This is a genomic window from Pelagimonas phthalicica, assembly GCF_004364805.1.
Classification (GTDB): domain Bacteria; phylum Pseudomonadota; class Alphaproteobacteria; order Rhodobacterales; family Rhodobacteraceae; genus Pelagimonas; species Pelagimonas phthalicica.
This window is the reverse complement of the sequence record NZ_SOAP01000001.1, coordinates 358,672-384,625: the sequence shown is the minus strand read 5'-3', so window position 1 is coordinate 384,625 and position 25,954 is coordinate 358,672. Positions and strand designations below refer to the sequence as shown.

The window sequence follows — 25,954 nt, the reverse complement described above, 5'->3', positions numbered from 1 at the left end:
CGCTCAATCCATCACATAGCCGTAAGAGCCGGTGAAATCTTGTTTCGCCACTTCGCCCGCTGCGCCGGTTTTTGGTGTGCCAGCCACACGACCGCGCAGGAACAGATCCTTTTCGGTCGGGGGAATGACCCGGTCGGTCGGCAGGGCCAGGGCCTCGCCGCGTGTCGGTGTCACCAGATGCGGCGTCACGATAATGACCAGCTCGGATTGTTCGCGCTGGTATTCGGCACTGCGGAACAGCGCGCCCAGCACCGGTACATCGCCAAGCCAGGGCACCTGACCGTTCAGATCGGTAAAGTCATCCATCAAAAGCCCTGCAATCGCAAAGCTTTCACCATCGCGCAGCTCGACCGTGGTCTGGGTCTCGCGCCGCTTAAAGGCTGCGACGGTGATATCCGACAGGCTGATACCGTTGGTGTTGTCGATCGAGGAAACCGCGGCTTCCATTTCGAGATTGATCAGATCGCCATCGATCACGCGCGGGATAAAGTTGAGCTCGACCCCGAATGGTTTGAATTCGATGGTGATGGTGTTGTTCTGCTGAGAGACCGGAACCGGGTATTCGCCACCGGCCAGGAACTTGGCCTCTTGACCGGACAGGGCGGTCAGGTTCGGTTCCGCAAGGGTGCGAACAACGCCTTTGGATTCAAGGGCTTCGAGGAGGATGCCCACTTCGAGGCCACCCATGTTAAAGCCAAGCAGTGCACTGCCTTCGGTGTCGATCCCCTCGGGGAAGAGTTTGTTGGAAACGGCATCGACATGGGCCAATGGGGCAGCGTTGCCGGTCCCGAGTTCCAGCCCAAGATCGCCACCAAGCACAGAGCCGCCGGTCGCCAGAGAGGCGCGGAGCTGTTTGCCAACGGTGCGTTGCATTTCTGCAAAGCGCACCTTGAGCATGACCTGTTGGATGCCGCCGACCGTCATCAGGTTTGACACCCGTTCAGGCGCGTAACGCTCTGCCAAGTCAAGCGCGCGCTGCATGCGCGCCGTTGAAGAGGCCGTGCCGGACAGAACAATGCCGTCATTGGCGGTGCGGACTTCGATCTTTTCATCCGGAAGGATCTGGCGCAGCCGCTCTTTGAATTCGGTGATGTCGGCGGTGACGCGCACATCGACATTCGTAATGAGCCGGCCCTGGCCGTCGAGAATGGTCAGGGTGGTAGCACCAGGCGATTTGCCCAGAACATAGATGGTGCGGTCAGAGAGCGATGCGATATCGGCGATTTCGGGATTTACCACCGAAAGTTCGCCAAAGGGCTGGTCGCTTTCGACGACAACCGCGCGGTTCATCGCAACCTTGAGCACCTGTTCGGTGCCATTGCGCATGACCCGCAGGGTTTCCGCCCGCAGCTCTGTTGCGACCGGAGCGGTCACAGCCATTGTCAGCCCCAACAGGGCCGCCTTCATGAATCTATCAAATTTCATGTGACCTGCCTTTCGATCACGCCTCATTCACAGGTCTTTTCGCCTGTATTTGGAGCAAATCTGCGCCAGTTTTGGATTTTTTGCAAGAATCAATGACTTCGGTCGCAAAATTTATGTGGATAACTGGCAACAGATGATTTTTAGGCCACAGCAAAACGGGCACCCGATTGGGGCGCCCGTCTGATCGCAAGGTGTTGAAACTGTATCAGTTCGAACAGGGGATCGGAATTTCGGTCCGGACATTGCCGCGACGTTCGATCCGAGTGCAGGTTTGCAGCGCGCGCTTGGGGGCCTCTTCGGCTTCGGGCTGTTCCAGACCCAGCAAAGACAGTTGGTCGACTTCGATGGCATCGGCGACGGTGTCATCATTGCTGGCCATCAGAGACAGGGACAGTTGACCGGTTTTCTGAGCTTGCGCGAGGGCAGCAACCTGCTGCGGGCTGGCCGCGACGGTGACTGTTTGAGCGATAGTCGTTGCCGTTGTCTCGGTTTCAGACATCTGGTCAATCGCAATCAGACGCATGCCGGTTTCGATCAGCTTAGTTACGTCGCCCTTTGGCAGGTGCGGATCGTTGCCGGGGATGCGGCCTGTCCAATAGACGTCAACACGGTCACCAGGGCGCAGGAAGCCCGACACACCCGAAGCCACGTCAACCTTGATCGCAAAGGCACGTTGGCCCCTTTCAAGGCGCGATGTCAGGCCGGCGTCACCACCGGGTTCGGACACTTTGATCGCCAGAACGGCCTCAAACTTTTCCATCGGTCGCAGCGCCACGCGCGGATCTTCTCCCACGGCGGAGGTTGGGTTGGCTTCGTCAAAATACCCTTCGGGGAGGATCTCTTTGGGCCAGGGGGCCAGTTGGATATCCTCGGGTAGGATCTGTTCGCCAAAGGCAATGGCGCGGGTTGTGACATAGATCTGCTGTGTTGGCACAGCGGCGGTCACTTTGGCGCGTTCCTGTTGCAAGGCGTTTTCATAAGCGCCGATATAATTCTGCGCCATGTAGACGGCAAAACCTGCCAGCCCCAGTCCTGCAATCAGCACCAATCCGAATACAAGTCGCATGTTTCACCTCATGATTAACTCGGGACCGCGATGAATAGGGTGCGATCCGAAACCCAAACTGACCAAAAATTGTGGCGAAATCGGGCCACGAAGGCGGTTCTTCCGTGAAGTTTCACGCATGATCCGCTCATAAGAATGGGCCGCGCTTAGACAAGCACAGCCCATTTGCGTAGGGAACAGGGAAATCAGAAATCGTTTTCTGCGGCGATTGCTCCGCCAGCTGCGTTCATCAGCGCCAGTGAATTGTCTTCGATCATAAAGAAGGAGATCGCGGACATTCCAACTACAGCGGCAGTGATGACAACCCAATCGACGGTGACGGCACCAGATTGGTCTTCGCGGAATGCTTGGATAAATTTCAGCATGTTGACCCTTTCCTGCTCTGATAGTGGGGTTTCTGGTCAGACAAGCCGACCAGAAACTTAGGCTTTTGCGAAATCGACTTAGAAGTCGTTTTCTGCCGCAACAGCACCACCAGCGGCGGTGATCAGGGTGTTGGCGTTTGTCTCGATGGTCGAGTAGGCGGCGATGGCCAGGCCAACAACAGCGGCGGTCAGAACAACCCAGTCAACGGTGACTGCGCCAGCTTCGTCTTTGCGGAAGTTTTTGATGAACTTGATCATGGTTTTTCTCCAGGTTGCCCCAGCGGGGCGAGCATAAGGTTAAGTCTTGGTCATTTGGGCGGGGCCATCAGGCCCATCGCCCGACTTTCAAGCGATCAGGTGATCGCGAGGGACTTAGAAGTCGTTTTCTGCCGCAACAGCACCACCAGCAGCGGTGATCAGGGTGTTGGCGTTGGTTTCAATCGCGGTGTAAGCAGCGATGGCCAGGCCAACAACAGCAGCTGTCAGAACAACCCAGTCAACGGTTACTGCGCCAGCTTCGTCTTTGCGGAAGTTTTTGATGAACTTGATCATGGTTTTTCTCCGGTGCCCTTATGGGCGAATATGTGTGTAGGGAACTTCAGGTCAGGTGGCGCGCAGGGTCGGCCCACGCGCCGATCTTTCTATGCGGCGATTACGCCGCGACCGACTTAGAAGTCGTTTTCTGCCGCAACAGCACCACCAGCAGCGGTGATCAGGGTGTTGGCGTTTGTCTCGATGGTCGAGTAGGCGGCGATGGCCAGGCCAACAACAGCAGCTGTCAGAACAACCCAGTCAACGGTGACTGCGCCAGCTTCGTCTTTGCGGAAGTTTTTGATGAACTTGATCATGGTCTCTCTCCAGAATTGGTCGTGTTTCGCTCACCGCTTTGGACATTGTCGGCCTCTCTCACTTGCCTGTCCGCTGCGGTATGAGCCACTTATCACCCTGTATTGGGGCGAGATTTTGACCCGATTGCAGTGATTTTTAGCTTTCCCGAAAAAACCGAAATAAAAAACTTAAGCTGCTGAATTTGCAGTATAAAAATGTTAACCTTTGTTGAATTTGGATAGGTAGCCTATCCTTTTGGGTATAAAATCATGGCACAATGTTTCCGGTTTGGAGACACAGATAGAAAAGCAGCTATAATTGTGCCATAAATAGAAAAACACCCAACGCAGGTGCGAGCAGATAATGGTTATGAGATTCTTTTCAGCGGCGCTGTGCGCCGTGCTTTTGGCGAATCCAGCGCCTCTGGCGGCGCAATCCGATGGCTCCAGTTTTACCTTTAAACGCGTGAAGCCGCCCAAGCCGGGGCAAAAGCGGATTACGATTCAGGTCGCGCCACGGGCAAATCCGGCTGTGCCGCCGCCACCCAAATCCAAAGCGCAGCCAGTTGCAGCACCGCCGCCCGGAGCCGCACCGGCACCACAAGCCGCTGCCACGCCCAAGTCGGCGCATTACGCTTGGTATTGGGATCAGGTCTCGCCCAATTTAGGGGCGCAGGGGGCCGGGCGGTTGGAGCCAGCCTTGAACAGTCTCAGCAAAGGGCCAGCCGGGCAGGCCGTCAAAGCGCCCCGTTTGCAGCATATGCAAGAGATCGCCGCCAAGTATGGACGCGATATCTTGCGCGAGTCGGTGGGGACGCAGGTCTCGCCCGCCTTGGCGCTGGCGGTGATCTCGGTCGAATCTGCTGGCAAGAGTGATGCGCTGAGCAAAGCCGGGGCGCAGGGGTTGATGCAGTTGATGCCTGCCACGGCGAAACGATTTGGCGTGAGTGACAGTCTTGATGCGGCGCAGAACATCAAGGGGGGGATCAAATTCCTCGATTTCCTGATGGAGAAGTTTGAGGGCGACCCGATTCTGGTTCTGGCCGGGTATAATGCCGGTGAGAATTCCATCGGCAAACATGGCGGTGTGCCGCCCTTTGCCGAGACCCGTGATTATGTGCCCAAAGTGCTGGCGGCCTTTCAGGTGGCGGCGGGCATGTGTCTGACACGCCCGCAGCTGGCCTCGGATGGCTGCGTGTTCCGGCTGCCGCAATAGAAATGGTCAGAGCGGGCGCAGCACTGCGCCCGGGTTCATGATGCCATTCGGATCAAGCGCGGATTTGATGGCGCGCATGGCCGCAATCTTGGTCGGATCACCATAGCGTTCCAGATCTGCTGTTTTGAGGCGGCCAATGCCATGCTCGGCGCTGAAAGAGCCGTCCATCGCCTCCACGAGGTCGTGCACCGTCGTTATGATTTGATCGCGCAGGGCGTCATAATCCGCGCGGTCACGCCCGAGGGCGGGGAAGACATTATAATGCAGATTGCCGTCGCCGAGATGGCCAAAGCAGTTGATGCGGATGTCTCCCAAGGCGGATAGCATGCTGCCTGCAAGGGCGATGAACTCGGGGATCGCGCTGAGCGGCAGGGAGATATCGTGGCTGGAGATCGCGCTGATGGCGCGGTTGGCGAGCGGGATATGTTCACGCAGGGACCAGAAGTCGGCGGCTTGGCTTTGCGACTGCGCGAGGAGACCGTCTGAGACGAGATTTTTGTCAATGGCATCGCTCAGAAGCGTTGTCAGGCAATCCAGCGGGTCCAAGCCGCGCGGCAGGCTGATTTCGAGCAGAACGGACCATTCGGGAGGCATTGGCCAAGGCTGACGAATGTCCGGCAGAGTTTCGGTAAGGAAGTCAAAGCCGGTGCGATGCATAAGCTCGAACCCGGTGACGCAATCGCCAAGTTGGTTGCGGGCGATGGCAAGCAGATCCAGCGCAGCTTTGGGGGAGGTGACCTCGAGCAGGGCGGTGCCCTGAGCAGCGGGGCGCGGGAAAAGCTTGAGGCTGGCGGCGGTGATGACACCCAGCGTGCCCTCGGATCCCAGCAGCAGATGGCGCAGGTCATAGCCGGTATTGTCTTTGCGCAGCCGTTTGAGCCCGTTCCAGATCTGACCATCGGGCAGGACGGCCTCAAGCCCGAGCACGAGATCGCGGGCATTGCCATAGCGCAGGACATTGGTGCCACCGGCATTGCAGGCGAGCAATCCGCCGATGCGGGCCGAGCCTTCGGAGGCGAGGGAGAGCGGGAAGAGACGGTTTTGATCCTCGGCGGCGGATTGCACATCGGCCAGAATGGCCCCGGCCTCGACAATCATGGCGTTTTCCAGCGGGTAGGTGGCGCGGATTGCGGTCATGCGTTCGAGCGACAGAAGAAGCGGGGCGGGACCGTCAGAGGCGACCTGACCGCCGACCAGGCCGGTGCCACCGCCATAGGGGATGAGGCCAATATTGTTTTGCGCGCAGAAGGTAACGACTGTCGCGACCTCTTGCGTGTTGCGGGGCAGGGCGACATGGGTGGAACGCCCCTGCCAGCGCCCACGCGGCTCCTCAAGATGATGAGGGCTGGTTGGGCGAAGGGTGTCAGGCGGCAGGAGCTTGGCCAGAGCGTTGGCGGAGGTATCGTCAAAGGGGGAAAGGGTCACGGGCGCGTCTTTGTTTTTGAGGTCTTGGAGGTAGAGATAGACAAAGGAGCTGTGCAAGAACAGGCGAAACGCTGTTTAAAGGTATGCCGCGAGCGGCATTCGTGGAGTTGGCCCCCCAACCTGTCCTTCCCCCTTGGGGGGAAGGGAGCGTGCCTTGGCCGACCCCGGCCCGGGAGCAGTGCGTCAGAGACCAGCGTTGCTTTTGCCGCGGCGATCCATACGCAAGGAGGCATAAAGGACATGTGTGCGCCAGCGACCATTGATTTGCAGATAGCTTTGCGCCACGCCCTCATACTTGAAGTGCGAGGCTTCGAGCAGGCCGCGTGAGGCGACGTTTTCGGGCAGGCAGGCGGCTTCGATCCGGCTCAGGCCCAGTTTTTCGAAACTGTGATGCACCACGGCTGAGATGGCTTCGCGCATATAGCCGTGGCGCGCGTAAGGATCGCCGATCCAATAGCCCAGCGTTCCGGCCTGAGCGGGGCCGCGGCGAATATTGTCGAGGGTGATGGCCCCCAGCAGCGTGTCATCCTCGCGGCGGAACAGGAAGAGCGGCAGTGCGGTGCCGCCGGAAATGGCGCGCGAGGCCCAATAGACCCGGTTGGTAAAGGCGCGGCGGCTGAGATGGTCTGCTGACCAGCTCGGTTCCCAGGGCGTCAGGAAGTGGCGGCTTTGCTCGCGCAGGGAGGACCAGGCGGCGTAATCGCCATGCACCGGCGGGCGTAGGGTCAGCCGCTCGGTTTCGAGCTTGAGCTTGCGCCGCAATCCCAGCATCAGGCCGCCCGACGTGCCTGCAAATCAGCCAGGGCGGGGGCCTCTGAGATCGGGCCGTAGAGCGCCAGAGCCGGGGAGGCCTGTGCCGCTTGCTTTTGTGCAAAGCCCAGCACGTCTGACAAGGTGACGGCGTCGATGCGGGTGATGGTGTCTTCGATCGGTGGGACACGATCCCAGATCTGCACCATACGCGCCATGCGTTCGGCCCGGCTGGCCGGGCTTTCCAGCCCCATGAGCAGCCCGGCTTTCATCTGGGCGCGGGCGCGATCCAGTTCGGCCTGGCTCATATCCTCGGCGGCGCGTTTCATCTCGTCAATGGTGAGGGTGGCCAGCTCGCCCAGCTCTTCGCCGCTGGTGCCCGCGTAGATCGTGGTCATGCCGGTATCGGCATAAGCGCCGCTTTGGGCAAAGATCGTATAGCATAGGCCACGTTTCTCGCGGATTTCCTGAAAGAGGCGCGAGGACATGCCGCCGCCCAGAGCGCTGCTGTAGATCTGTGCGGTGTAGAAGTCAGGGTCGCGATAGCCCGGTCCCTCAAAGGCCAGCGCCATATGCGCCTGTTCAAGGTCCTTGACCTGACGGCTTTCGCCACCATGAAAACGTGCCTGTTCAAAGGCGGGGGCAGAGCGGGCAGGTAGGGCACCAAACAGCGCCTCGGCCTGAGCCACCAATGTGTCATGATCGACAGCACCGGCGGCTGAAAGGATCATCTGACCAGGCCCGTAATGTTCAGAGACAAAACGTGCCAGATCTTCGCGATCAAAACTGCGCACGCGCTCGACCTCACCCAGAATGGTGCGCCCGATGGGCTGATCTGGATAGGCCTCTTGCTGGAGCCAGTCAAAAATCACGTCATCCGGCGTGTCCAAGGCCTGGCCGATCTCCTGAAGGATCACGTGGCGCTCGGTCTCGATCTCTTTGTCGTCAAAGATCGGGTTGAGCAGGATGTCCGAGATCACATCCAGCGCCAGACCGGTATCGGCCTTGAGCACGCGGGCGTAATAAGCTGTCACTTCGCGCGAGGTATAGGCATTGATATAACCGCCCACATCCTCAATCGCCTCGGCGATTTGCAAAGCGCTGCGGGTTTTCGTGCCCTTGAACGCCATATGTTCGAGGAAATGCGCGATGCCATTTTGCTCAAAGCGTTCATTGCGGCCACCAGCAGTGACCCAGATGCCAAGGGCGGCAGATTGCAGCCCCGGCATGTGTTCGGTGACAATACGAAAGCCGTTTGAAAGCGTGGCGAGTTGGACGGTCACTTGGCGAGACGCTCCTGAATGAGGGTTTCCAGCGCGGTGAGGTCATTGGGGACCTGTGTCACGCGTTCTGAACGCTCATAAAGGTCTGCCATGCGATTGGGAAGAGGCGGGCGAATGCCCGAGGCATTTTCCACCGCATCGGGGAATTTTGCCGGATGCGCCGTGGCAAGCGTGATCATCGGGGTGGCGGGATCACGGTGTTCTTCGCCGATCTTGGCCCCGATGGCGGAGTGTGGGCAAAGCAGCTCACCCATGGTGGCGTTGGCCTCTTTGATAAAGGCGAGGGTTTCCTCTTCGGAAACACGGCCGGAGTCGAAATCTTCGCGCAAGGCTTGCAATGCGCCTTGGGAAACGGAGAAGCCGCCATTCGCCAGCTCGTCCATCAGCTGGGCGACGGCCGCGCCGTCCTTATTATAGGCAAAGAAAAGCGCGCGCTCGAAGTTCGAGCTGACCAGGATGTCCATCGACGGGCTGATCGAAGGGGCGACCTCGCCCTTTTCATAGGCCCCGGTGGTCAGGCAGCGATGCAGGATGTCGTTCTGATTGGTGGCCACAACCAGACGGTCAATCGGCAGGCCCATTTGCTTGGCGATGTAACCGGCAAAGATGTCGCCAAAGTTGCCGGTTGGAACGGTAAAGCTGACCTTGCGATCCGGTGCGCCGAGGCTGGCAGCGGCGGAGAAGTAATAGACCACCTGCACCAGAACCCGCGCCCAGTTGATCGAGTTCACGCCAGCGAGTTTGACGCCGTCGCGGAATTCAAAATGGTTGAACATGTCCTTGAGGCGGGCCTGGCAATCGTCGAAATGCCCCTCAAGCGCCAGAGCATGGACATTGCTTTCTGGCGGGGTGGTCATCTGGCGACGCTGTACCTCGGACACGCGGCCATGCGGGTAGAGGATAAAGACATCCACGGCGTCCAGACCCTTGAATGCCTCAATCGCGGCAGACCCTGTATCGCCGGAGGTTGCGCCAACGATGGTCACACGCTCACCGCGTTTGGTGAGTTCGACCTGAAAGAGCTGGCCGATCATCTGCATGGCGAAATCTTTGAAGGCCAGGGTGGGGCCGTGGAACAGTTCCAGCAGGAAATGGTTCGGAGCGAGCTGCACCATTGGCGCGCGGGCGTTATGGCCAAAGCCCTCGTAGGCGCGGGTGATGCAGCCCATCAGCTCCTCATCGCTGAAGCAATCGCCGACAAAAGGCTTGATCACGCGAAAGGCGGTTTCTTCATAGCTGAGACCTTGCAGGGCGCGGATCTCATCGGCGCTCATCTGCGGAATCTCAGCCGGAACATAAAGCCCCCCGTCACGCGCCAGGCCGGTCAGCATGGCATCGGCAAAGCTTAGTTCCGGGGCGTTGCCACGTGTCGAGACATATTTCATTTCAGTCGCCTTTTTTCAGCAAGCGTCGCAGCCAGACGCCGGTCATGATGAGCCAAATCCCGGCCAGAGAGAACCAAGTGATGGCATATTGCAAGTGATCATTGGGAATGCCCGAAATGTCGACCGGCAAGAGCGTCATGCCCTTGTCAGCGGGCGACAAACTTCGCGCAACAATTAGGAGCGGTTCGGTGTCGAGGGTTTCAGCCATCTGCTGGACGTCACGTGCAAACCAGATATTGCCCGCCACATCGTTTTCCGGGGTCGAGCTGTTGCGATCATCGGGCCAGAGCAGATTGCCGGTCATTTCGATAGGGCCGGTATAGAGCGGGGCGGATTTCTTGGCGGTCGGGACAAAGCCGCGATCCAGCAGAACGCGACGGCCCTCATCGGTTGTCAGCGGCGAAATCACCCGCCAGCCGGGGCCGCGGCTTTTGATCGAGACCAGCACAAACAAGGCGCCTTCGTTCAGGGTACCGGAGGCTTGGACGGGCATATAGCGCTGTTCAGTGGGGGCTATTACGCGGGGTAGGGGGACAGGATCGCTGGCGATGACCTGCTCGATCTCATTCAGCACACCTTGTTTCCAGGTCAGACGCTGCACTTGCCAGGAGCCAAGCGCGACAAGGATCGCGGCTCCGACCAGACCGATCAGCAGGGGGGCGATGAGACGTTTCAAGGCAGCTCCGAAAAAGCAAAGGCGCGCCGGGTTGGCGCGCCTTGTTTTTTCATTCTCGGCAGAGGGTTTCAACCTCAAACCGGGATCAAATATGGGCTCTTAGCCACCCCAGACGTAAACTGCGGCAAACAGGAACAACCAGACCACGTCAACGAAGTGCCAGTACCAAGCTGCCGCTTCGAATCCGAGGTGGTTGGTCGGGGTGAAGTGGCCGCGCAGAACACGCAGGTAGCAGATGAACAGGAAGATGGTGCCGACAACAACGTGGAAGCCGTGGAAGCCGGTCGCCATGAAGAAGTTTGCGCCATAGATGTTGCCCGAGAAGCCAAAGGCCGCGTGGCTGTATTCATACGCCTGGAACACGGTGAAGATCAGACCCAGGATGATGGCAATAACCAGACCAGACTTGATGTCTTTGCGGTTGTTATTGTCATGGGTCAGAGCGTGGTGCGCCCAAGTTGCGGCACAGCCGGAGCAAAGCAGGATCAGAGTGTTGATCAGTGGCAGGTGCCACGGGTCAAAGGTTTCGATCCCAACGGGTGGCCAAACACCATCAATGGCCGGGCTGTTGCCGTCGGGGTCCATTGGGTACATGGCGTGCTTGAAGAAGCTCCAGAACCAGGCAAAGAAGAACATCACTTCGGACATGATGAACAGGATAAAGCCGTAGCGCAGGCCGATCAGAACCACCGGCGTGTGATCGCCAACCTGGTTTTCGGCCACGGTCTCGGACCACCAGCCAAACATGACGTAAAGAACGCCAACAAAGCCGATGAGGAACATCCATGGGCCATTGTCATGCATCCACATGACGGCACCAAACAGCATGATAAAGCCTGCAACTGAGCCCAGGAAAGGCCAGATAGAGGGGTTCAGAATGTGATAATCGTGGTTCTTGGCGTGGGCCATATTCTGTCCTCGTTTCGCGTTAATTCAAAGACGTGTTGTCGTCTGTTGTTGGGGCCAAAGCGGCCTGCGCCTCATCGGGCAGGTCGATCTGGTAAAAGGTATAGGAAAGCGTGATATGCTTGGCATATTTCGCGTCGCCGTCATTGATGATGTCAGGATCAACAAAGAACAGCACCGGCATCTGCACACGCTCGCCGGGCATCAGAACCTGCTCGGTAAAGCAGAAACATTCGATCTTGGAGAAATAGCCACCCGCCGCATAGGGGGCGACATTATAAGAGGCCTGACCCGCGACCGGTTTGTCGGTCGGGTTGTAAGCCTCGTAAAAGGCCATGCCCTCTTCGCCGATGCGCATGGTCATCTCGCGCTGCATGGGCTTGAACTCCCACGGCATGTCGCGTTCCAGCGAGGCGTCAAAGCGGATCTTGATGGTCTGGTCCAGAATTTCACCTGCCGGACCTTCGGCAACATTGGTGGTGCCGCCAAAACCCGTGACACGGCAGAACCAGTCGTAAAACGGCACAGATGCCCAAGCCAGGGCCCCCATGGTGACCACGACGCCCAGCAGTTGGAATACGGTTTTGGTTTTTGGATCAGTTGCCATTTGTGCCCTCGACATTTGGCACCTGGAAGCCCGGTGACTTTACCTTGACCACGGTCAGGCCCATGATGATGGCGACGAATGCGACGAGAACCAAGGCCAGCCCGGTATTGCGGCCTTTGCGGCGGGCATGAAGCTCGTGCTGTTTTGTCAGGCTCATAGCGCCACTCCGAATTTGTCCAGACCTGCCTCGATCAGGATCGCACCAAAATGGGCAAAGAGATAGAGCAGGGACAGTTTGAAGAACTTGCGCTCGACCGCGAAATTGTCGGCCTCGGACATGTCCTCGTCGCGGCGATAGATGTCGAACGCACCCTTGAGGAACAGCGCGTTCAGGACAATGGCCACGGAAAGGTAAACCCAGCCGCCCACTTGGGTAAAGCCAAGTGCAATCGCCAGGGCCGCGAGCAGAACGGTGTAGCCCAGGATATGGCGGCGGGTAGAGGGGCGACCATGGGTGACGGTCAGCATCGGAACGCCAGCATCGTCATAGTCAGAGCGCATGAACAGGGCCAGCGCCCAGAAATGTGGTGGGGTCCACATGAAGGTCAGGCAGAACATCAGCACGGATGCGGTCGAAATCTCACCCGTGGCAGCGGCCCAGCCGATCATCGGGGGGAAGGCCCCGGCGGCACCGCCAATCACGATGTTCTGAGGCGTCGAACGCTTCAGCCACATGGTGTAGATCACGACATAAAAGAAGATGGTAAAGGCCAGAAGCCCACCGGCCAGCCAGTTGGTGGCCAGGCCAAGAAAGACACAGGCAAAGACCGACAGGGTCAGGCCAAAGGCAAAGGCCTCTTCGCGGGTGACTTTGCCAGCAGGGATGGGGCGCTTGGCGGTGCGCTTCATCACGGCGTCGATATCGGCATCATACCACATGTTCAGCGCGCCGGATGCGCCGCCGCCCAAGGCGATGAAGAGAATCGCGCAGAAGCCGACAAAGGGATGCACCGCTGTCGGTGCGGCCAAGAGGCCAACAAAAGCGGTGAAGACCACAAGCGTCATAACCCGCGGCTTAAGCAGGGCGAAGAAATCGCCGAACTGTGCCTCGTTCTCGATGGGCTTGCTCTCAAAGCTGGCGTCGCTCATGTGGTCTTCCGTATTGGTCTGTTAAGACAAGTGAGGGCGCGTTTCCGCGCCTCTCGAGAGTTTTACGGGGCCGGGGCCCCGCTGGATCAGTTGGTCAGGAACTGCTCAACCGGGGTGTAGTCAGCGCCACCCTTGTTGGCCTCAACCCAAGCCTCGTAAGCGGCTTCAGAGACGACCTTGACGGTGATGGGCATGTAAGCGTGGGCAATGCCGCAGAGCTCGGAACACTGACCGAAATAGACACCTTCGCGATCCGCCTTGAACCACAGTTCAGCCAAACGACCAGGCACAGCGTCCTGCTTTACGCCAAAGGCCGGGATGGTCCAGGAGTGGATCACGTCCGCGCCTGTGACCTGCATCACAACGGTTTTGCCAACGGGAACAACAACGGCGGTGTCGGTGGCCAGCAGGAAGTCTTCTTTGCTGTAACCGGCTTCAACGAGCTCTGCTTCGACTTCTGGGGACATTTTGTTGTCGCCTGCGCCGATCATGTAGCTGTCAAAGGCCAGCTCTTCGTGATCAACATATTCATAGCCCCAGTACCACTGGTAGCCGGTGACCTTGATGGTGACGTCACCCTCTGGGATTTCCTGCTGCGAGAACAGAACTGGCAGAGAGAAAGCGCCGATCACAACCAGGATAGCGATGGGAATCAGCGTCCAGGCGATTTCCAGAGGTGTGTTGTGGGTAAAGCTGGCCGGGTTTGGGTTGGCCTTGCGGTTATGGCGGACAATGACAAAGGCCAAAAGGCCCGTCACGAACAGGGTGATCAGGGTGATGATCACCAGCAGCAGGTTGTCCAAACCGTGCAGTTGCTCGGCAAGGCCGGTCGCTGCGGGCTGAAAGCCCACGCCACCCGGAACGGGTTTCCCCACCACTTCGAGCTCTTGCGCCAGTGCCGGCGCGGCCAAGACAGTGGCCGCCAGGCCCGTCAGCATCGTCTTCAGTTGCATATCTCACCCTGATCGGTTGCGAATTCTGTTACCTACGGAAAAAGGAGGGCACCGGGCAAACCGACTCCCTCACCTCCCATTGCGTTCTGACCGTTTAAAATCATATTCTGATGCACCTATAAAGGTCCCATCTTGCGGCAAAGCGCCGCTTTTTTGATCCAGATCAAATCGAGGTTGCCATGAGCGATGCCCCCTTCCGCCCTTTCGAGACCCATCTCGACCTTGAAAACAGTACAAAAATCCTGCGGGACGCCCTGAACGGGGCCGAGGATGGAGAGCTGTTTCTGGAGCGGCGGCGGTCGGAATCATTGGTCTTTGATGATGGGCGGGTGAAAACCGCCAGTTATGATGCCTCGGAAGGGTTTGGGTTGCGGGCCGTGAATGGTGAGGTGGCTGGGTACGCGCATGCCACTGAAATCAGTGAGGCCGCGCTGAAACGTGCCAGCGAAACGGCGCGTTTGGCTGTAGGGCAGGGCGGGGGAATTCTGGCTCCGGCCCCGGCAGGCACCAATAAAAAGCTCTATACAGATAGCGATCCAATTGCCGGGGCGGATTTCCCGGTCAAGATCGAAACCCTGCGCGAAATTGATTCCTTTGCTCGAGAGCTTGACTCTCGGGTCGTGCAAGTGACCGCGACGATTGCCGCTACATTGCAAGAGGTGGCGATTCTGCGTCCCGAGGGTGGGCTGGTCACCGATGTGCGCCCGATGACGCGGGTCAATGTCTCGGTCATTGTCGAAGAAAACGGTCGTCGCGAATCTGGCACGGCGGGCGGTGGCGGTCGTGTGGCTCTGGATGGGCTGCTGGACCCGCAGGATTGGCAGGGTAAAGCGCGCGAGGCCTTGCGCATTGCGTTGGTCAATCTCGAGGCCGAACCGGCCCCGGCGGGTGTGATGGATATCGTGCTTGGCCCGGGCTGGCCCGGGATCTTGCTGCACGAAGCGATTGGCCACGGGCTGGAAGGCGATGCCAACCGCAAGGGGGCCTCGGTCTTTGCCGGTTTGATGGGGCAACAGATCGCCTCCAAAGGGGTGACAGTGCTGGATGACGGCACGATCCCTGATCGCCGCGGCTCGATCACGGTGGATGACGAAGGCACACCATCGGGCAAGAATGTGTTGATCGAAGACGGTATCTTGGTCGGCTTTATGCAGGATCGCCAAAATGCCCGCCTGATGGGGGACAAACCCACGGGGAATGGGCGTCGGGAAAGCTATGCCCATGTGCCAATGCCGCGCATGACCAACACCTATATGCTGGGCGGCGATGCCGACCCGGCGGATATTGTCGCCGATCTGGATGACGGGATCTGGGCCGTTGGCTTTGGTGGCGGTCAGGTCGACATTACCAATGGTAAGTTCGTGTTCTCTTGCACCGAGGCCTATCGCGTCAAAAACGGTAAGGTTGGCGCGCCGGTGAAAGGCGCGACTTTGATCGGCGACGGGGCCAATGCGCTGAAACGCATTCAGGCGCTTGGCAACGACATGGCGCTGGATCCGGGCATGGGCAATTGCGGCAAAGCGGGCCAATGGGTGCCGGTTGGCGTCGGCCAACCGACGGTCAAGATCGGCGGTTTGACGGTTGGCGGGGCTGGAAACTAAGCCGATTCCCTAATTTTGAGCCGTTTTTTGACGGTTTGAGACATGGTGATGGGCGAATTTCAGCCCATTGCCGCTGTTTAAATGCAGCTGTTTCAACGCTTTGTAACTAAATCTGGCGAAAACTGCCGCAATTTACCCGTGGTTAACCCTCTTTGCGCTACCTCTAAACGTGCAAGACGACGGGGCCAAGATGCGCGACCACAGCTACTCTTCCACTCACCCCCCACTCCCACCCACCACGGAAGATGATCGGGTGTCGTGGCTCCGTCTCTTGCGATCTCGCCGCGTCGGTGTTGCGACGTTCTGGCGATTGCTCTCCGAACATGGAACCGCTCAGGACGCCTTGCAGGCTTTGCCCGAGGTCGCCCGTGCGGCTGGCGTGCAAAAATATGACTCCTGCCCAGAGGGCGTGGTTTTGGCGGAAATGAAAGCGGCGCGGGCGCGTGGGGCCAGGTTGGTCTGCCGGGGCGAGGCGGCTTACCCCACTGACTTGGCGGAAATCGATGATGCGCCACCCATGCTGTGGGTGATCGGTGATACAACGGCGTTGTCGCGACCGATGATAGCCCTGGTGGGCGCGCGAAATGCCTCGTCACTGGGCCTTCGCATGGCGCGATCCTTGTCGGCCGATTTGGGGCAGGCGGGGTATCAGATCGTCTCGGGCCTGGCGCGCGGGATCGACACGGCGGCGCATCTGGAGGCGTTGGAAACCGGGACAGTGGCGGTTTTGGCTGGCGGGGTCGATGTGCTGTACCCGTCGGAAAACACCCGTTTGGCCGAGGATATCGTGGCCAAAGGTGGCGCTTTGATCAGTGAACAACCGATGGGATTGCAGCCCATGGCGCGGCATTTTCCGACCCGCAATCGTATCGTGTCTGGCTTGGCGCGGGCTGTAGTGGTGGTCGAAGCGGCGGCGAAATCCGGCTCGTTGATCACCGCGCGCACCGCCTTGGATCAGGGGCGCGAGGTTTTGGCGGTGCCCGGACATCCAATGGATGCACGGGCCTCTGGCTGTAATATCCTGATCCGCGACGGCGCACGGCTGGTGCGAAACGGCGCGGATGTTTTGGAAACACTCCCGGATATCCACACCGCTGCTCAACCGGAACTGCCCGGTTTCGAGGAAGAGCCGCTTGAGGATGTGGTTGCCAGGCTCCCGCAAACGCCAGCACCCAAACGCAGTTTGCGTGACACGGCCAAGCTGCATTTGCAAATCCTGAAACAGTTGGGCCCATCCCCTGTCGCCGAAGATCAGTTGATCCGCGACCTTGGGGCCCCGTCAGGCGAGGTGGCACCGGCCCTGACCGATCTTGAGCTGGAAGGGCGCGTGCAACGCAAGCCTGGCGGTTTCTTGACCTTGGTGCCAGATGCCAGCGAGACCCGGCATTAGGCGGTATCAGGCCTTAATTCGCGCAGGTTTCAGGGATCACAGGATGCCAAACCGGGCAAAAATACGGGTCCGCCCACCAGACATCCGTCGCGCCATAGGCATGATGCACCGCAACCCAGGTATTGCCGGATTTCTGATACAGCGCCTGCATGTCCGGGCCGCCCCAAAACTCCGCCTCTTCGCCATCTGCGTAGGGCGACCGCAGGTCATTGATGCCGATTTCCGATCCATCCGGGCGCACCGGTTGCAACATGCCAAAGGCCACGTCCCCCTCAACCCGCAGATCCTGCACAACAAAGACAACCGGCGCGCCAAACACCTTTTCCGCATGCGGGCGCAAGGCATCCATCAGATCGCTGCGCAGCGCCGTGCCGCGTTGGGGTTCTGTCCAGGCCTGAACTGGCAAGGCAATGCCCGCCGACAGCAGAAGTGAAAGCGAAAGTCGTAGAAAAGTCATGCAAATATCTCCTGTGAATATGCCCGTTTTTAACGCAATCCCCTGATATTCGCCAAGCGTGATAGTTGCCCACATTGACAATTCCCCCTTGCACCCTCCACTCTGCGCCGCCATATGCGGCCCGCAAAGAGGCGCGCGAAATATCATAAAGAGGTTTTGAGTTTTATGCCTGTCGTAGTTGTTGAATCCCCGGCTAAAGCCAAGACAATCAACAAATATCTTGGGTCGAACTACACGGTTCTGGCCTCTTACGGGCATGTGCGCGACCTGCCGCGCAAGGGCACCGCGGTCGATCCGGATGACGATTTCTCAATGACTTGGGAAGTCCCGAATGATTCGCGCAAACATGTGGCAGCGATTGCAGCCGCATTGAAAACCGATGACGAACTGATCCTCGCGACTGACCCTGATCGCGAAGGCGAAGCCATCAGCTGGCATTTGAAAGAGGCGCTGACCAAAAGGCGTTCGATCAAGAAATCGACCCATGTGAGCCGCGTGACCTTTAACGCGATCACCAAATCCGCCGTGACCGAAGCGATGGCCAATCCGCGTGACATTGATACACCATTGGTCGAGGCCTATCTGGCCCGCCGCGCGCTGGACCGGTTGGTGGGCTTTGGCCTGTCGCCTGTTTTGTGGCGCAAACTGCCCGGGGCCAAGGCGGCTGGGCGGGTGCAGTCTGTGTCGCTCCGCTTGATCGTTGAACGCGAGATGGAGATTGAGGCGTTTAAGCCGCGCGAATATTGGAGCGTCAAAGCCCAGTTGACCACGCCGCGCGGCCAAAACTACGAGGCACGCCTGACGACTTTGGCTGGCAGCAAGCTCGACAAGTTTGATCTTGAGAATGCCACCCAGGCCGAGATGGCCGTGCAGGCGATCACCTCGCGCGCGCTCAAGGTCACCAAGGTCGAAGCCAAACCAGCCAGCCGCAACCCGTCGGCTCCGTTCATGACCTCAACCCTGCAACAGGAAGCCAGCCGAAAATTCGGCATGGGCGCGCGTCAGACAATGAACGCGGCGCAGCGCCTTTATGAGGCCGGCTACATCACTTATATGCGGACCGACGGGATCGACATGGCCCCCGAGGCCGTGACCGCCGCCCGCGATGCAATCAGCGATCGCTATGGCGCGGAATATGTGCCCGACAGCCCGCGCGTCTATAAAAACAAGGCCAAAAACGCCCAGGAAGCGCACGAATGTATCCGCCCCACGGATATGACGCGCGACGCGGCCAGTCTTAAGCTGACGGAAGATGATCAGCGTAAATTATATGATCTCATCTGGAAGCGGACCCTGGCCTGCCAGATGGCCAGCGCCAAATTGGAGCGCACCACGGTCGAAATCGGCAGCGATGATGGCCAGGTTGGGTTGCGTGCCAGTGGTCAGGTTGTGCTCTTTGATGGTTTCCTCAAGGTCTATGAAGAGGGCCGGGACGAGCCGGTCGAGGATGATGATAAGCGCTTGCCCCAGATTATGATGGGTGAGGCCGCAGGCTTTGCGGCGGGCTCGCTTCAGGGCGGTTATGACAAGGCGGCGGGCACCTCTGGCGCGGTGATTGAGGGGATGCAGCGCTGCGATGCTGCGGTATTGTCCGAAGATGCGGCCGTCTTGGCGCTGCAAAGCTTTACCCAGCCGCCCCCACGTTACACCGAAGCGACGCTTGTCAAACGGATGGAAGAGCTGGGCATTGGCCGCCCGTCCACCTATGCCTCGATCCTGACCCGCCTCGAAGAGCACGCCTATGTGCGCAAGGAGCAAAACCGCCTCTTCCCCGAAGAGCGCGGGCGCATTGTGACGATCTTCTTGCTCAATTTCTTCAAGCGCTATGTGGAATATGATTTCACCGCGGCGATGGAGGATGAGCTGGACCATGTTTCGGCGGGTGAGATCGAATATGTTGAGGTGCTTAGCAAATTCTGGCGCGATTTTTCAGTAGCGATTGAGGAAACCACCGAGCTGCGTGTTTCTGAGGTGCTGGATGTGCTGGACGACGCGCTGGCTCCGCAGCTTTATCCGCCGCGCGAAGACGGCTCTGACCCGCGGATCTGCCCGAAATGCGGTAATGGTCAGCTGCACCTGAAAACCTCGCGCACCGGTGGGTTTGTCGGTTGTGGCAACTATCCTGAATGCACCTATACCCGCCCGATTGCGGGTGAAGGTGCCGAGGGTGAGGAAAAACTGCTGGGCGAAGATCAGGGCGACGAAATCTGGCTGAAAGATGGGCGTTATGGCCCCTATGTTCAGCGCGGTGAGGCGACGCCTGAAAACAAGAAGCCGAAACGCTCTTCGATCCCGCAGGCCCGTCATGGTGGCTGGCCCAAGGAAGAGACAACGCTTGAGCAAGCCATCGAGTTGCTCAGCCTGCCGCGCTATGTGGGCGACCACCCCGAAGGCAACCGGATCAGCGGCAATTTGGGGCGTTTTGGTCCCTATATCATGCACAAAGCGCCCGGTGACGAAAAACCGGTCTATGTGAACTTCAAAACCTATCGCGAGATGATGGAAGTCGGCATGAACCACGCGGTGGAGCTGCTGGCCCATAAACGCGCCAATCCAGGGCGCGGGCGAGGTGCGGCTGCCAAGGCGCTCCGTGAGCTGGGCGAACATCCCGATGGCGGCAAGATGGGGATTTATGACGGGCGCTATGGGCCTTATGTCAAATGGGAAAAGGTCAATGCGACCCTGCCCAAGGATGTCGATCCCAAGGATGTGACCGACGAGATGGCGATCAACCTGATTGCCGAAAAGACCAAGAAAGCGCCCAAGAAAAAGGCGGCAGCCAAGAAAGCCCCAGCCAAGAAAACGGCGGCGAAAAAGACTGCGGCAAAGAAAACCACTGCGAAAAAGGCAGCGGCTGACGACTAAGGAAACAGGCCCGGCAATGCGCCGGGCCTTTTCTTTCAGTCATGCTTGGACGCGACCATCAATTGCAGGCGTTTGACTTCGCGAATGACGCGGTCGGCCTGGATTTGCGGCATCAGGCTCAGCTTCATTTGCAAAGCACCCAACATCAGCACGGTTGAGCTGAATCCCCATTTCAGGGCGGGCATGGTTTCGGTCGCGCCAAAGAAGCGGATCGCGCACCAAACGGCTGCGATAAACATCGCGGTTTGGACAAGCATCACGACCCAGGTTACCCAACCCAGCTTGCCGCCGAACTGCTTGAAACCCAGTTCAAACCAGCCAAGCTCTTGTGTTGCTTCCAGAATTTCCCGATCCTGCCCGGTGAGGGCGGCTTTGATCTGGGCGTCTAGGTCTTTTTCAAAAGCATCAGACATCGTTTTCTCCTTCCAATGCGGTTTTCAGGTTTCTACGCGCCAAAGACAGGCGCGATTTGACGGTGCCGACAGGGATGTCGAGCGCGATTGAGACCTCGGTCAGGCTGAGGTCTTCGAGATAGAACAGCGCCACTGTCGCGGCCTGAGCCGAGGGCAGGGCGGCGATGGCCTGGGCCAGGTCGCGTGACACGCCGGGCGGCGGTTCGACAAGTTGCGGCATCTCCGGGGCCAGGGCAGCGGCAAGTGAACGGTCGCGCTGCTTGCCTTTGATCAGCGCGGCACATTTGCGGGTCACAATTCGCAAGGCCCAGACCGGAAAGGCGGCGTCACTGCGCAGCGATTTCAGCCCTTTGAAAATGTCGATCCAAGCGTCCTGGACGGCATCTTGCGCCTCATCGTGATTCCCGAGAAGCCGAGTCGCGTGCAGCAAAAGACGTGGTCCACGTAGCTCGACAAGCTCGATTGCAGCCTTTTTGTCCCCTGTCCGGGTGCTGGCGACGAGATATTCCTCATATATGCGTCTGGCGGTGCTCATCTGCTCTCCTGCGTTGATATTAGAGAGTGCGGGCAGGGCGGCAAAAGGTTCATTTCTTAGGACGAATTTTGATGTGCAATTTAAACGGGAGTTAAAACATGAATTACTCCTCTATAAAAATGGCGGGAATTTTTAGGTCATTTCGCACAACTTAAACGAAAGTGTTACAGAGCGTGTGCTGCGTTGCGGCGAAACAGTTGACACGTTAACTACCCTCGGGTCACAAACCTGACCATCCAAGTGTTCCAAGGGAGGACATCATGAAGAAAGTGTACGGCTCGGCCGCAGAGGCGCTGGATGGCGTGCTGCAGGACGGGATGCTGATTGCTGCGGGTGGCTTTGGCCTGTGTGGCATTCCTGAACTGCTGCTCGAAGCGATCAAGGAAAGCGGCGTCAAGGATCTGACATTTGCATCCAACAATGCGGGTGTCGATGATTTCGGCATCGGTATTCTGTTGCAGACCAAGCAGGTCAAGAAAATGATCTCTTCCTATGTGGGTGAGAATGCGGAATTCATGCGCCAGTATCTGAGCGGTGAGCTTGAGCTGGAATTCAACCCGCAGGGCACGCTGGCTGAACGTATGCGCGCTGGTGGCGCGGGCATCCCGGGCTTTTACACCAAAACCGGCGTGGGCACCGTTATTGCCGAGGGCAAGGACCACAAAGACTTCAACGGTGAGACCTATATCATGGAAGAGGGCATCTTTGCTGACCTCGCCATCGTAAAGGCCTGGAAAGCGGATGAGACCGGCAACCTGGTGTTCCGCAAGACCGCGCGCAACTTCAACGCGCCTGCCGCGACCTGTGGCAAGCTCTGCGTGGTTGAAGTCGAAGAGATCGTTCCGACCGGGTCGCTGGACCCCGATCAGATCCACCTGCCGGGGATCTATGTGCACCGCATCATCAAGGGTGAGCATGAGAAACGTATCGAACAGCGCACCGTGCGTAAGAAGGAGGGTGCATAATGCCTTGGGATCGTAACCAAATGGCGGCCCGCGCCGCTCAGGAATTGCAGGACGGTTGGTATGTGAACCTTGGCATCGGTATTCCAACGCTGGTGTCCAACTACATCCCGGAAGGTGTCGAAGTGACGCTGCAATCGGAAAACGGGATGCTGGGCATGGGCCCGTTCCCCTATGAGGGCGAGGAAGATCCCGACCTGATCAATGCCGGTAAGCAGACCATCACCGAACTGCCTCAGACCGCCTATTTCGACTCGGCGCAGTCTTTCGCGATGATCCGCGGCGGCAAGATCGCCATGGCGATCCTGGGCGCGATGGAAGTGGCCGAGAATGGCGATCTGGCGAACTGGATGATCCCGGGCAAGCTGGTCAAAGGCATGGGCGGCGCGATGGATCTGGTGGCCGGTGTTGGCCGCGTGGTGGTTGTGATGGATCACACCAACAAACACGGCGATTCCAAAGTGTTGAAGGAATGTACGCTGCCGCTGACTGGTCAAAAGGTTGTCGACCGTATCATCACCAATCTGGGGGTTATGGATGTGGTCGAAGGCGGCTTGAAGATTGTCGAACTGGCGGATGGCGTGAGCGAAGAAGAGTTCCGCGCATCGACGCAGGCCACAATCGTCTAAGTTCCTTGAGCGTTTGAAATGTTAAGGCCGCCGGGGTTTCGGCGGCCTTTTTCGTGGGGATACTGCTCGGGGGCTGACCCTAAGGTAAATTCACCGGTGTGCTGATCCGACCATCCTCTAGCATCACCGCAGCGCCATTCAGCGGGCCCGTGCAGAGCGCGCCGCCAGGGCTGGGCGTGGTGCCCTCAGCACAGGCATCCCCCTGCTTGGGACAAGCGCAGCCCGCATTGCGAACCGTACAGCCCGCGCTGCAGGCTTGGGAATTGATGATCAATGTCAGCGGGCGCATGCCTTGCAGCTCAAAACCGGTGCTCTCCAGCTTGTTCAGCAGGGTCTCGGTCGTCACCGGATCAAGGTTGTGCCACTTCAATACCCGCTCTTGCGCCAAGGCAGGCAGGGCGGTGCAAAGGGTTAGAAACAGGGCAAAAGTCAGGCGTATCATCTCGCGCCTCCGCTGTGTCAGGGACACCCCGATTAGAGCATTCAGACGGCGCTGGTGCAAAATGGCATGATTGACGGTCAGCCTTTCCTTACCTCGGTCTGGAGGGCTGACAAATGAAAAGGCAGGCTCCTTTCGGAGCCCGCCTCAAGGAAATTGCACCAGATTGGGAGGAGGGGTGCAATTATCCTGCTCAGCCGCGAAGGCTGATTATCTTATGCAGATGCCTTTTTGGCAGCTTTGGTCACTTCGTCAGTGGCTTTTTTGACGGCTGCAGTGGTTTCTTCCTGCAGGTCTTTGCCAGCTGCCATCAGCAGCTCAACGGTGTCCATCTGAACTTTTTTCGCGATTTCAGCGAAAGCGGCCATGTTTTCTGCAGCAACTTCTGCCTGAGCGGAAGCGAAATCAGTGACGGCTTTGGCGTAGTCGGCAGGCTCTTCTTTGGCGGTGGTCATGTCTGCCAGCTTGGCCAGAGTGTCCTTGGTCCAGGTTGCCTGCAGCTCGGTGGACTTTTCAGCAGCTTCCAGAGCAACTGCGGCCAGTTTTTCGTTCATGGAAGCTTGCGACTTGAACGCGTCTTCCATGGCTTTGGTGTCAACTGGGAAAGAACCCATAACGTCTTTGAGAACAGCGGTGAAATCTTGTGCTTGTGCCATGATGCAAATCCTTTTCTTGCTGCTCTCGGGCCCACCCCGGTGTGCTGCAGCTGCAAAGAATATGCATGCTGCGGCGCAGCATTTCAAGTGAAAGTTCTGCGACGCAGCATAAAACCTGATAAGTTACTGTTTTTGCTTCACAGCTTTTATCTGAACATAGGTTCCAGGGGCCGGGGCGAGTGATTTATATGACGAATCACCCGGAACGCGAGCCTCTGTTTTCTTGCCCGAACGCTTCTTCAGCCAGGCTTCCCAATGGGGCCACCAAGACCCTTCATGCTGCGTTGCAGTATTTTTCCAGTCTTCAAATCCCAGCCCCAGATCTTCATGGGTGGAATAGCCGTATTTCACCTTGGACGGGGGATTGACGATACCTGCGATATGGCCCGACCCGCCGAGGATGTATTGCTTGGACTTTGATCCCATTTGCTGCACGCCGCGATAGACATCGCAAGCGGCTGCAATGTGATCGGTTTCTGTCGCAACCGACATTAGCGGGATATCCACATCCTTGATCGACAGGGTTTCGCCGAACATCTCAAACTCACCATTGGCGAATTCGTTGCGCTGACAGAGGCCGCGCAGATATTGCATGGTCATCTTGCCCGGCAGATTGGCCCCGTCGCCGTTCCAATACAGCAGATCAAAGGCAGGCGGAGTTTCCCCCATCATGTAACTCTTGATGGCAGGGCCATAGATCAAGTCGTTGGAGCGCAGGAAGGAGAAGGTCCGCGCCATGATAAAGCTCGACAGAATGCCGGTATTGTTGATCTCTTCTTCGATCCCGTCGACAAAGTCGTTTTGCAGGAAGGGCGTGAACTCGCCTTGCTCTGCAAAATCGGTCAGGGTCGTAAAGAAGGTCGCGGATTTCACCAGCTTTTGTTTGCGCTTTTTCAGCAAGGACAGGGTGAGCGACAGGGTCGTACCGGCGATGCAATAGCCAATGGCGTTCACCTGTTCGGTGCCGCAAATCTCGCGCGCGACATTCATCGCGGTGAGATAGCCCTCTTCGATATACTCCTCCAGGCCAATATCGGCATAGGCCTCGTCCGGATTGATCCAACTGACAACGAACAGGGTATAGCCCTGATCGACAATCCAGCGGATCAGGCTGTTTTTCTCTTTGAGGTCAAGAATGTAGAACTTGTTGATCCAAGGCGGGAACAGGATGATGGGGGTTTCATGCACCTTTTCGGTCGATGGTGCATATTGGATCAGCTCCATCATGCGATTGCGATAGACCACCTCGCCCTTGGCGGTGGCGATATTGCCGCCAACCTCAAAGGCGCTTTCATCGACCAGGCGCACGATCAGCTCGCCATTATTGGCTTCGACATCGGCCACCAGGTTTTCCAACCCTTTGACCAGGCTTTCGCCATCCGTCTCAATCGCCTTTTCCAGCGCGTCAGGGTTGGTCGCGAAAAAGTTGGTCGGGGCCATCATATCAGTGATTTGCTGCGCGAAATACCGAAGGCGCTTTTTCTCGGTTGGATCGAGATCGTCGATGCTTTCGACCGCATCGCGAATGGCGTCGCCATTGATCTGATATTGCTGCTTGATGAAGTTGAAATAGGGGTGCGTGTCCCAAAGAGGATTGGAAAACCGGCGATCCTTGCGACCTGTGTTTTCGGGGGCTTCCATTTTTCCCGCTGCAAAAGCTTTTTGCGCTTCTGCAAAATGCTGCATCGTTTTGCCCCAATAATGAACTTGCTGTTCGATCAATTTCGCGGGGTTTTGCAGCGCTTCTTGCCAATAGGCCTGACCGGCTTTGGCATAAAGCGACGCCTCGGGCCCGTTCAAGGCGTTGGGAATGGGCCGCTTTTTGGTCAGAGCGCTTACCAGCCGTTGTTGCAGCTCTTCGATTCGGGCCATATTGGCCTCGAGTTGGGCGCGGTTTGTGCCTGCGTCAACGTCGTTTGTTGTCATTGATGCAAATCCCCCCTATCTTCGCATTTGCAGAATAGACCCGGGATGCCCCATCGGCAAAGCGACGAATTGGCTCGGGGACAAAGGCGCGGCAAAAATGCGCCACTT

28 protein-coding genes are annotated in these 25,954 nt (G+C 58.1%); 6 read left to right on the top strand and 22 right to left on the bottom strand.

What is annotated here, in order from left to right:
• Positions 1–3: 3 nt before the first annotated feature.
• The 6 genes from CLV87_RS01955 to CLV87_RS01930 all read right to left on the bottom strand — a co-directional run bounded on the left by CLV87_RS01955 (position 4) and on the right by CLV87_RS01930 (position 3,704).
• A complete protein-coding gene (locus tag CLV87_RS01955; protein WP_099243835.1) occupies positions 4–1,425 on the bottom strand; it encodes a type II and III secretion system protein family protein in 1,422 nt (473 codons plus the stop codon).
• Positions 1,426–1,630: 205 nt separating this feature from the next.
• Positions 1,631–2,491, bottom strand: coding sequence for a Flp pilus assembly protein CpaB (gene cpaB / locus CLV87_RS01950; RefSeq protein WP_099243837.1), 861 nt, complete (start codon positions 2,489–2,491; stop codon positions 1,631–1,633).
• A gap of 185 nt (positions 2,492–2,676) precedes the next feature.
• Positions 2,677–2,856 (bottom strand): hypothetical protein, encoded by a 180-nt coding sequence (locus tag CLV87_RS01945; RefSeq protein ID WP_099243839.1) that lies wholly within the window; start codon positions 2,854–2,856, stop codon positions 2,677–2,679.
• Between the two features lie 78 nt (positions 2,857–2,934).
• On the bottom strand, positions 2,935–3,114 hold the full coding sequence (locus CLV87_RS01940; RefSeq protein WP_099243841.1) for a Flp family type IVb pilin: 180 nt from the start codon (positions 3,112–3,114) through the stop codon (positions 2,935–2,937).
• A 114-nt stretch (positions 3,115–3,228) separates the two neighbouring features.
• The gene (locus CLV87_RS01935) at positions 3,229–3,408 is read right to left on the bottom strand and encodes a Flp family type IVb pilin (RefSeq protein WP_099243843.1); all 180 of its coding nucleotides are present in this window, start codon (positions 3,406–3,408) and stop codon (positions 3,229–3,231) included.
• Between the two features lie 116 nt (positions 3,409–3,524).
• Positions 3,525–3,704, bottom strand: coding sequence for a Flp family type IVb pilin (locus tag CLV87_RS01930; protein WP_099243841.1), 180 nt, complete (start codon positions 3,702–3,704; stop codon positions 3,525–3,527).
• A gap of 343 nt (positions 3,705–4,047) precedes the next feature.
• On the opposite strand from CLV87_RS01930, the gene CLV87_RS01925 reads away from it, so the two are divergent.
• A complete protein-coding gene (locus tag CLV87_RS01925) occupies positions 4,048–4,899 on the top strand; it encodes a lytic transglycosylase domain-containing protein (protein WP_099243845.1) in 852 nt (283 codons plus the stop codon).
• Between the two features lie 6 nt (positions 4,900–4,905).
• Here CLV87_RS01925 and CLV87_RS01920 read toward each other — a convergent pair whose 3' ends face one another.
• The 10 genes from CLV87_RS01920 to coxB form a co-directional block, all read right to left on the bottom strand.
• Positions 4,906–6,324: an FAD-binding oxidoreductase gene (locus tag CLV87_RS01920; RefSeq protein WP_099244892.1), complete on the bottom strand. Its 1,419-nt coding sequence runs from the start codon at positions 6,322–6,324 to the stop codon at positions 4,906–4,908.
• A 183-nt stretch (positions 6,325–6,507) separates the two neighbouring features.
• Positions 6,508–7,095: a GNAT family N-acetyltransferase gene (locus CLV87_RS01915; RefSeq protein WP_099243847.1), complete on the bottom strand. Its 588-nt coding sequence runs from the start codon at positions 7,093–7,095 to the stop codon at positions 6,508–6,510.
• On the bottom strand, positions 7,095–8,357 hold the full coding sequence (locus CLV87_RS01910) for a M16 family metallopeptidase (protein WP_099243848.1): 1,263 nt from the start codon (positions 8,355–8,357) through the stop codon (positions 7,095–7,097). The genes CLV87_RS01915 and CLV87_RS01910 overlap by 1 nt, the downstream gene beginning before the upstream one ends.
• The gene (thrC, locus tag CLV87_RS01905) at positions 8,354–9,742 is read right to left on the bottom strand and encodes a threonine synthase (RefSeq protein WP_099243850.1); all 1,389 of its coding nucleotides are present in this window, start codon (positions 9,740–9,742) and stop codon (positions 8,354–8,356) included. The genes CLV87_RS01910 and thrC overlap by 4 nt, the downstream gene beginning before the upstream one ends.
• 1 nt (position 9,743) lies before the next feature.
• Positions 9,744–10,418 carry an SURF1 family protein gene (locus CLV87_RS01900; RefSeq protein WP_099244894.1) on the bottom strand — a complete coding sequence of 225 codons (675 nt, stop codon included), beginning with the start codon at positions 10,416–10,418 and terminating at the stop codon, positions 9,744–9,746.
• A gap of 99 nt (positions 10,419–10,517) precedes the next feature.
• Positions 10,518–11,327 carry a cytochrome c oxidase subunit 3 gene (locus tag CLV87_RS01895; protein ID WP_099243851.1) on the bottom strand — a complete coding sequence of 270 codons (810 nt, stop codon included), beginning with the start codon at positions 11,325–11,327 and terminating at the stop codon, positions 10,518–10,520.
• A 19-nt stretch (positions 11,328–11,346) separates the two neighbouring features.
• The gene (locus tag CLV87_RS01890) at positions 11,347–11,931 is read right to left on the bottom strand and encodes a cytochrome c oxidase assembly protein (RefSeq protein ID WP_099243853.1); all 585 of its coding nucleotides are present in this window, start codon (positions 11,929–11,931) and stop codon (positions 11,347–11,349) included.
• Complete coding sequence (locus tag CLV87_RS01885) at positions 11,921–12,088, bottom strand: cytochrome C oxidase assembly protein (RefSeq protein WP_099243855.1); 168 nt, start codon at positions 12,086–12,088, stop codon at positions 11,921–11,923. The genes CLV87_RS01890 and CLV87_RS01885 overlap by 11 nt, the downstream gene beginning before the upstream one ends.
• On the bottom strand, positions 12,085–13,020 hold the full coding sequence (gene cyoE, locus CLV87_RS01880) for a heme o synthase (RefSeq protein WP_099243857.1): 936 nt from the start codon (positions 13,018–13,020) through the stop codon (positions 12,085–12,087). Before cyoE ends, CLV87_RS01885 begins: the two co-directional genes overlap by 4 nt.
• 86 nt (positions 13,021–13,106) lie before the next feature.
• Positions 13,107–13,973 carry a cytochrome c oxidase subunit II gene (gene coxB, locus CLV87_RS01875; protein ID WP_099243859.1) on the bottom strand — a complete coding sequence of 289 codons (867 nt, stop codon included), beginning with the start codon at positions 13,971–13,973 and terminating at the stop codon, positions 13,107–13,109.
• 179 nt (positions 13,974–14,152) lie between these two features.
• On the opposite strand from coxB, the gene tldD reads away from it, so the two are divergent.
• Together tldD and dprA are read left to right on the top strand one after the other, a co-directional pair.
• Positions 14,153–15,574 (top strand): metalloprotease TldD, encoded by a 1,422-nt coding sequence (tldD, locus tag CLV87_RS01870; RefSeq protein ID WP_099243861.1) that lies wholly within the window; start codon positions 14,153–14,155, stop codon positions 15,572–15,574.
• A gap of 190 nt (positions 15,575–15,764) precedes the next feature.
• Positions 15,765–16,964 carry a DNA-processing protein DprA gene (dprA, locus tag CLV87_RS01865; protein ID WP_099244896.1) on the top strand — a complete coding sequence of 400 codons (1,200 nt, stop codon included), beginning with the start codon at positions 15,765–15,767 and terminating at the stop codon, positions 16,962–16,964.
• A 13-nt stretch (positions 16,965–16,977) separates the two neighbouring features.
• Here dprA and CLV87_RS01860 read toward each other — a convergent pair whose 3' ends face one another.
• Positions 16,978–17,421: a hypothetical protein gene (locus tag CLV87_RS01860; protein WP_099243863.1), complete on the bottom strand. Its 444-nt coding sequence runs from the start codon at positions 17,419–17,421 to the stop codon at positions 16,978–16,980.
• 165 nt (positions 17,422–17,586) lie between these two features.
• Between CLV87_RS01860 and topA the strand changes: the two genes are divergently transcribed.
• Entirely contained in the window at positions 17,587–20,286 is a 2,700-nt protein-coding gene (gene topA, locus CLV87_RS01855; RefSeq protein WP_099244897.1) for a type I DNA topoisomerase, read from the top strand.
• Positions 20,287–20,321: 35 nt separating this feature from the next.
• Here topA and CLV87_RS01850 read toward each other — a convergent pair whose 3' ends face one another.
• Positions 20,322–20,699, bottom strand: a complete 378-nt coding sequence (locus tag CLV87_RS01850; protein WP_099243865.1) for a DUF6768 family protein — start codon at positions 20,697–20,699, stop codon at positions 20,322–20,324.
• The gene (locus CLV87_RS01845) at positions 20,692–21,234 is read right to left on the bottom strand and encodes an RNA polymerase sigma factor (protein WP_099243867.1); all 543 of its coding nucleotides are present in this window, start codon (positions 21,232–21,234) and stop codon (positions 20,692–20,694) included. Before CLV87_RS01845 ends, CLV87_RS01850 begins: the two co-directional genes overlap by 8 nt.
• 260 nt (positions 21,235–21,494) lie before the next feature.
• On the opposite strand from CLV87_RS01845, the gene CLV87_RS01840 reads away from it, so the two are divergent.
• Positions 21,495–22,199 carry a CoA transferase subunit A gene (locus tag CLV87_RS01840; RefSeq protein ID WP_099243869.1) on the top strand — a complete coding sequence of 235 codons (705 nt, stop codon included), beginning with the start codon at positions 21,495–21,497 and terminating at the stop codon, positions 22,197–22,199.
• Complete coding sequence (locus CLV87_RS01835) at positions 22,199–22,825, top strand: CoA transferase subunit B (RefSeq protein ID WP_099243871.1); 627 nt, start codon at positions 22,199–22,201, stop codon at positions 22,823–22,825. The genes CLV87_RS01840 and CLV87_RS01835 overlap by 1 nt, the downstream gene beginning before the upstream one ends.
• Before the next feature lie 79 nt (positions 22,826–22,904).
• On the opposite strand, the gene CLV87_RS01830 is transcribed toward CLV87_RS01835, so the two are convergent.
• The 3 genes from CLV87_RS01830 to CLV87_RS01820 form a co-directional block, all read right to left on the bottom strand.
• On the bottom strand, positions 22,905–23,267 hold the full coding sequence (locus CLV87_RS01830; RefSeq protein WP_099243873.1) for a hypothetical protein: 363 nt from the start codon (positions 23,265–23,267) through the stop codon (positions 22,905–22,907).
• 212 nt (positions 23,268–23,479) lie between these two features.
• On the bottom strand, positions 23,480–23,920 hold the full coding sequence (locus CLV87_RS01825) for a phasin, PhaP (protein ID WP_099243875.1): 441 nt from the start codon (positions 23,918–23,920) through the stop codon (positions 23,480–23,482).
• A gap of 123 nt (positions 23,921–24,043) precedes the next feature.
• Complete coding sequence (locus tag CLV87_RS01820) at positions 24,044–25,846, bottom strand: PHA/PHB synthase family protein (protein WP_099243877.1); 1,803 nt, start codon at positions 25,844–25,846, stop codon at positions 24,044–24,046.
• Between the last annotated feature and the right edge of the window lie 108 nt (positions 25,847–25,954).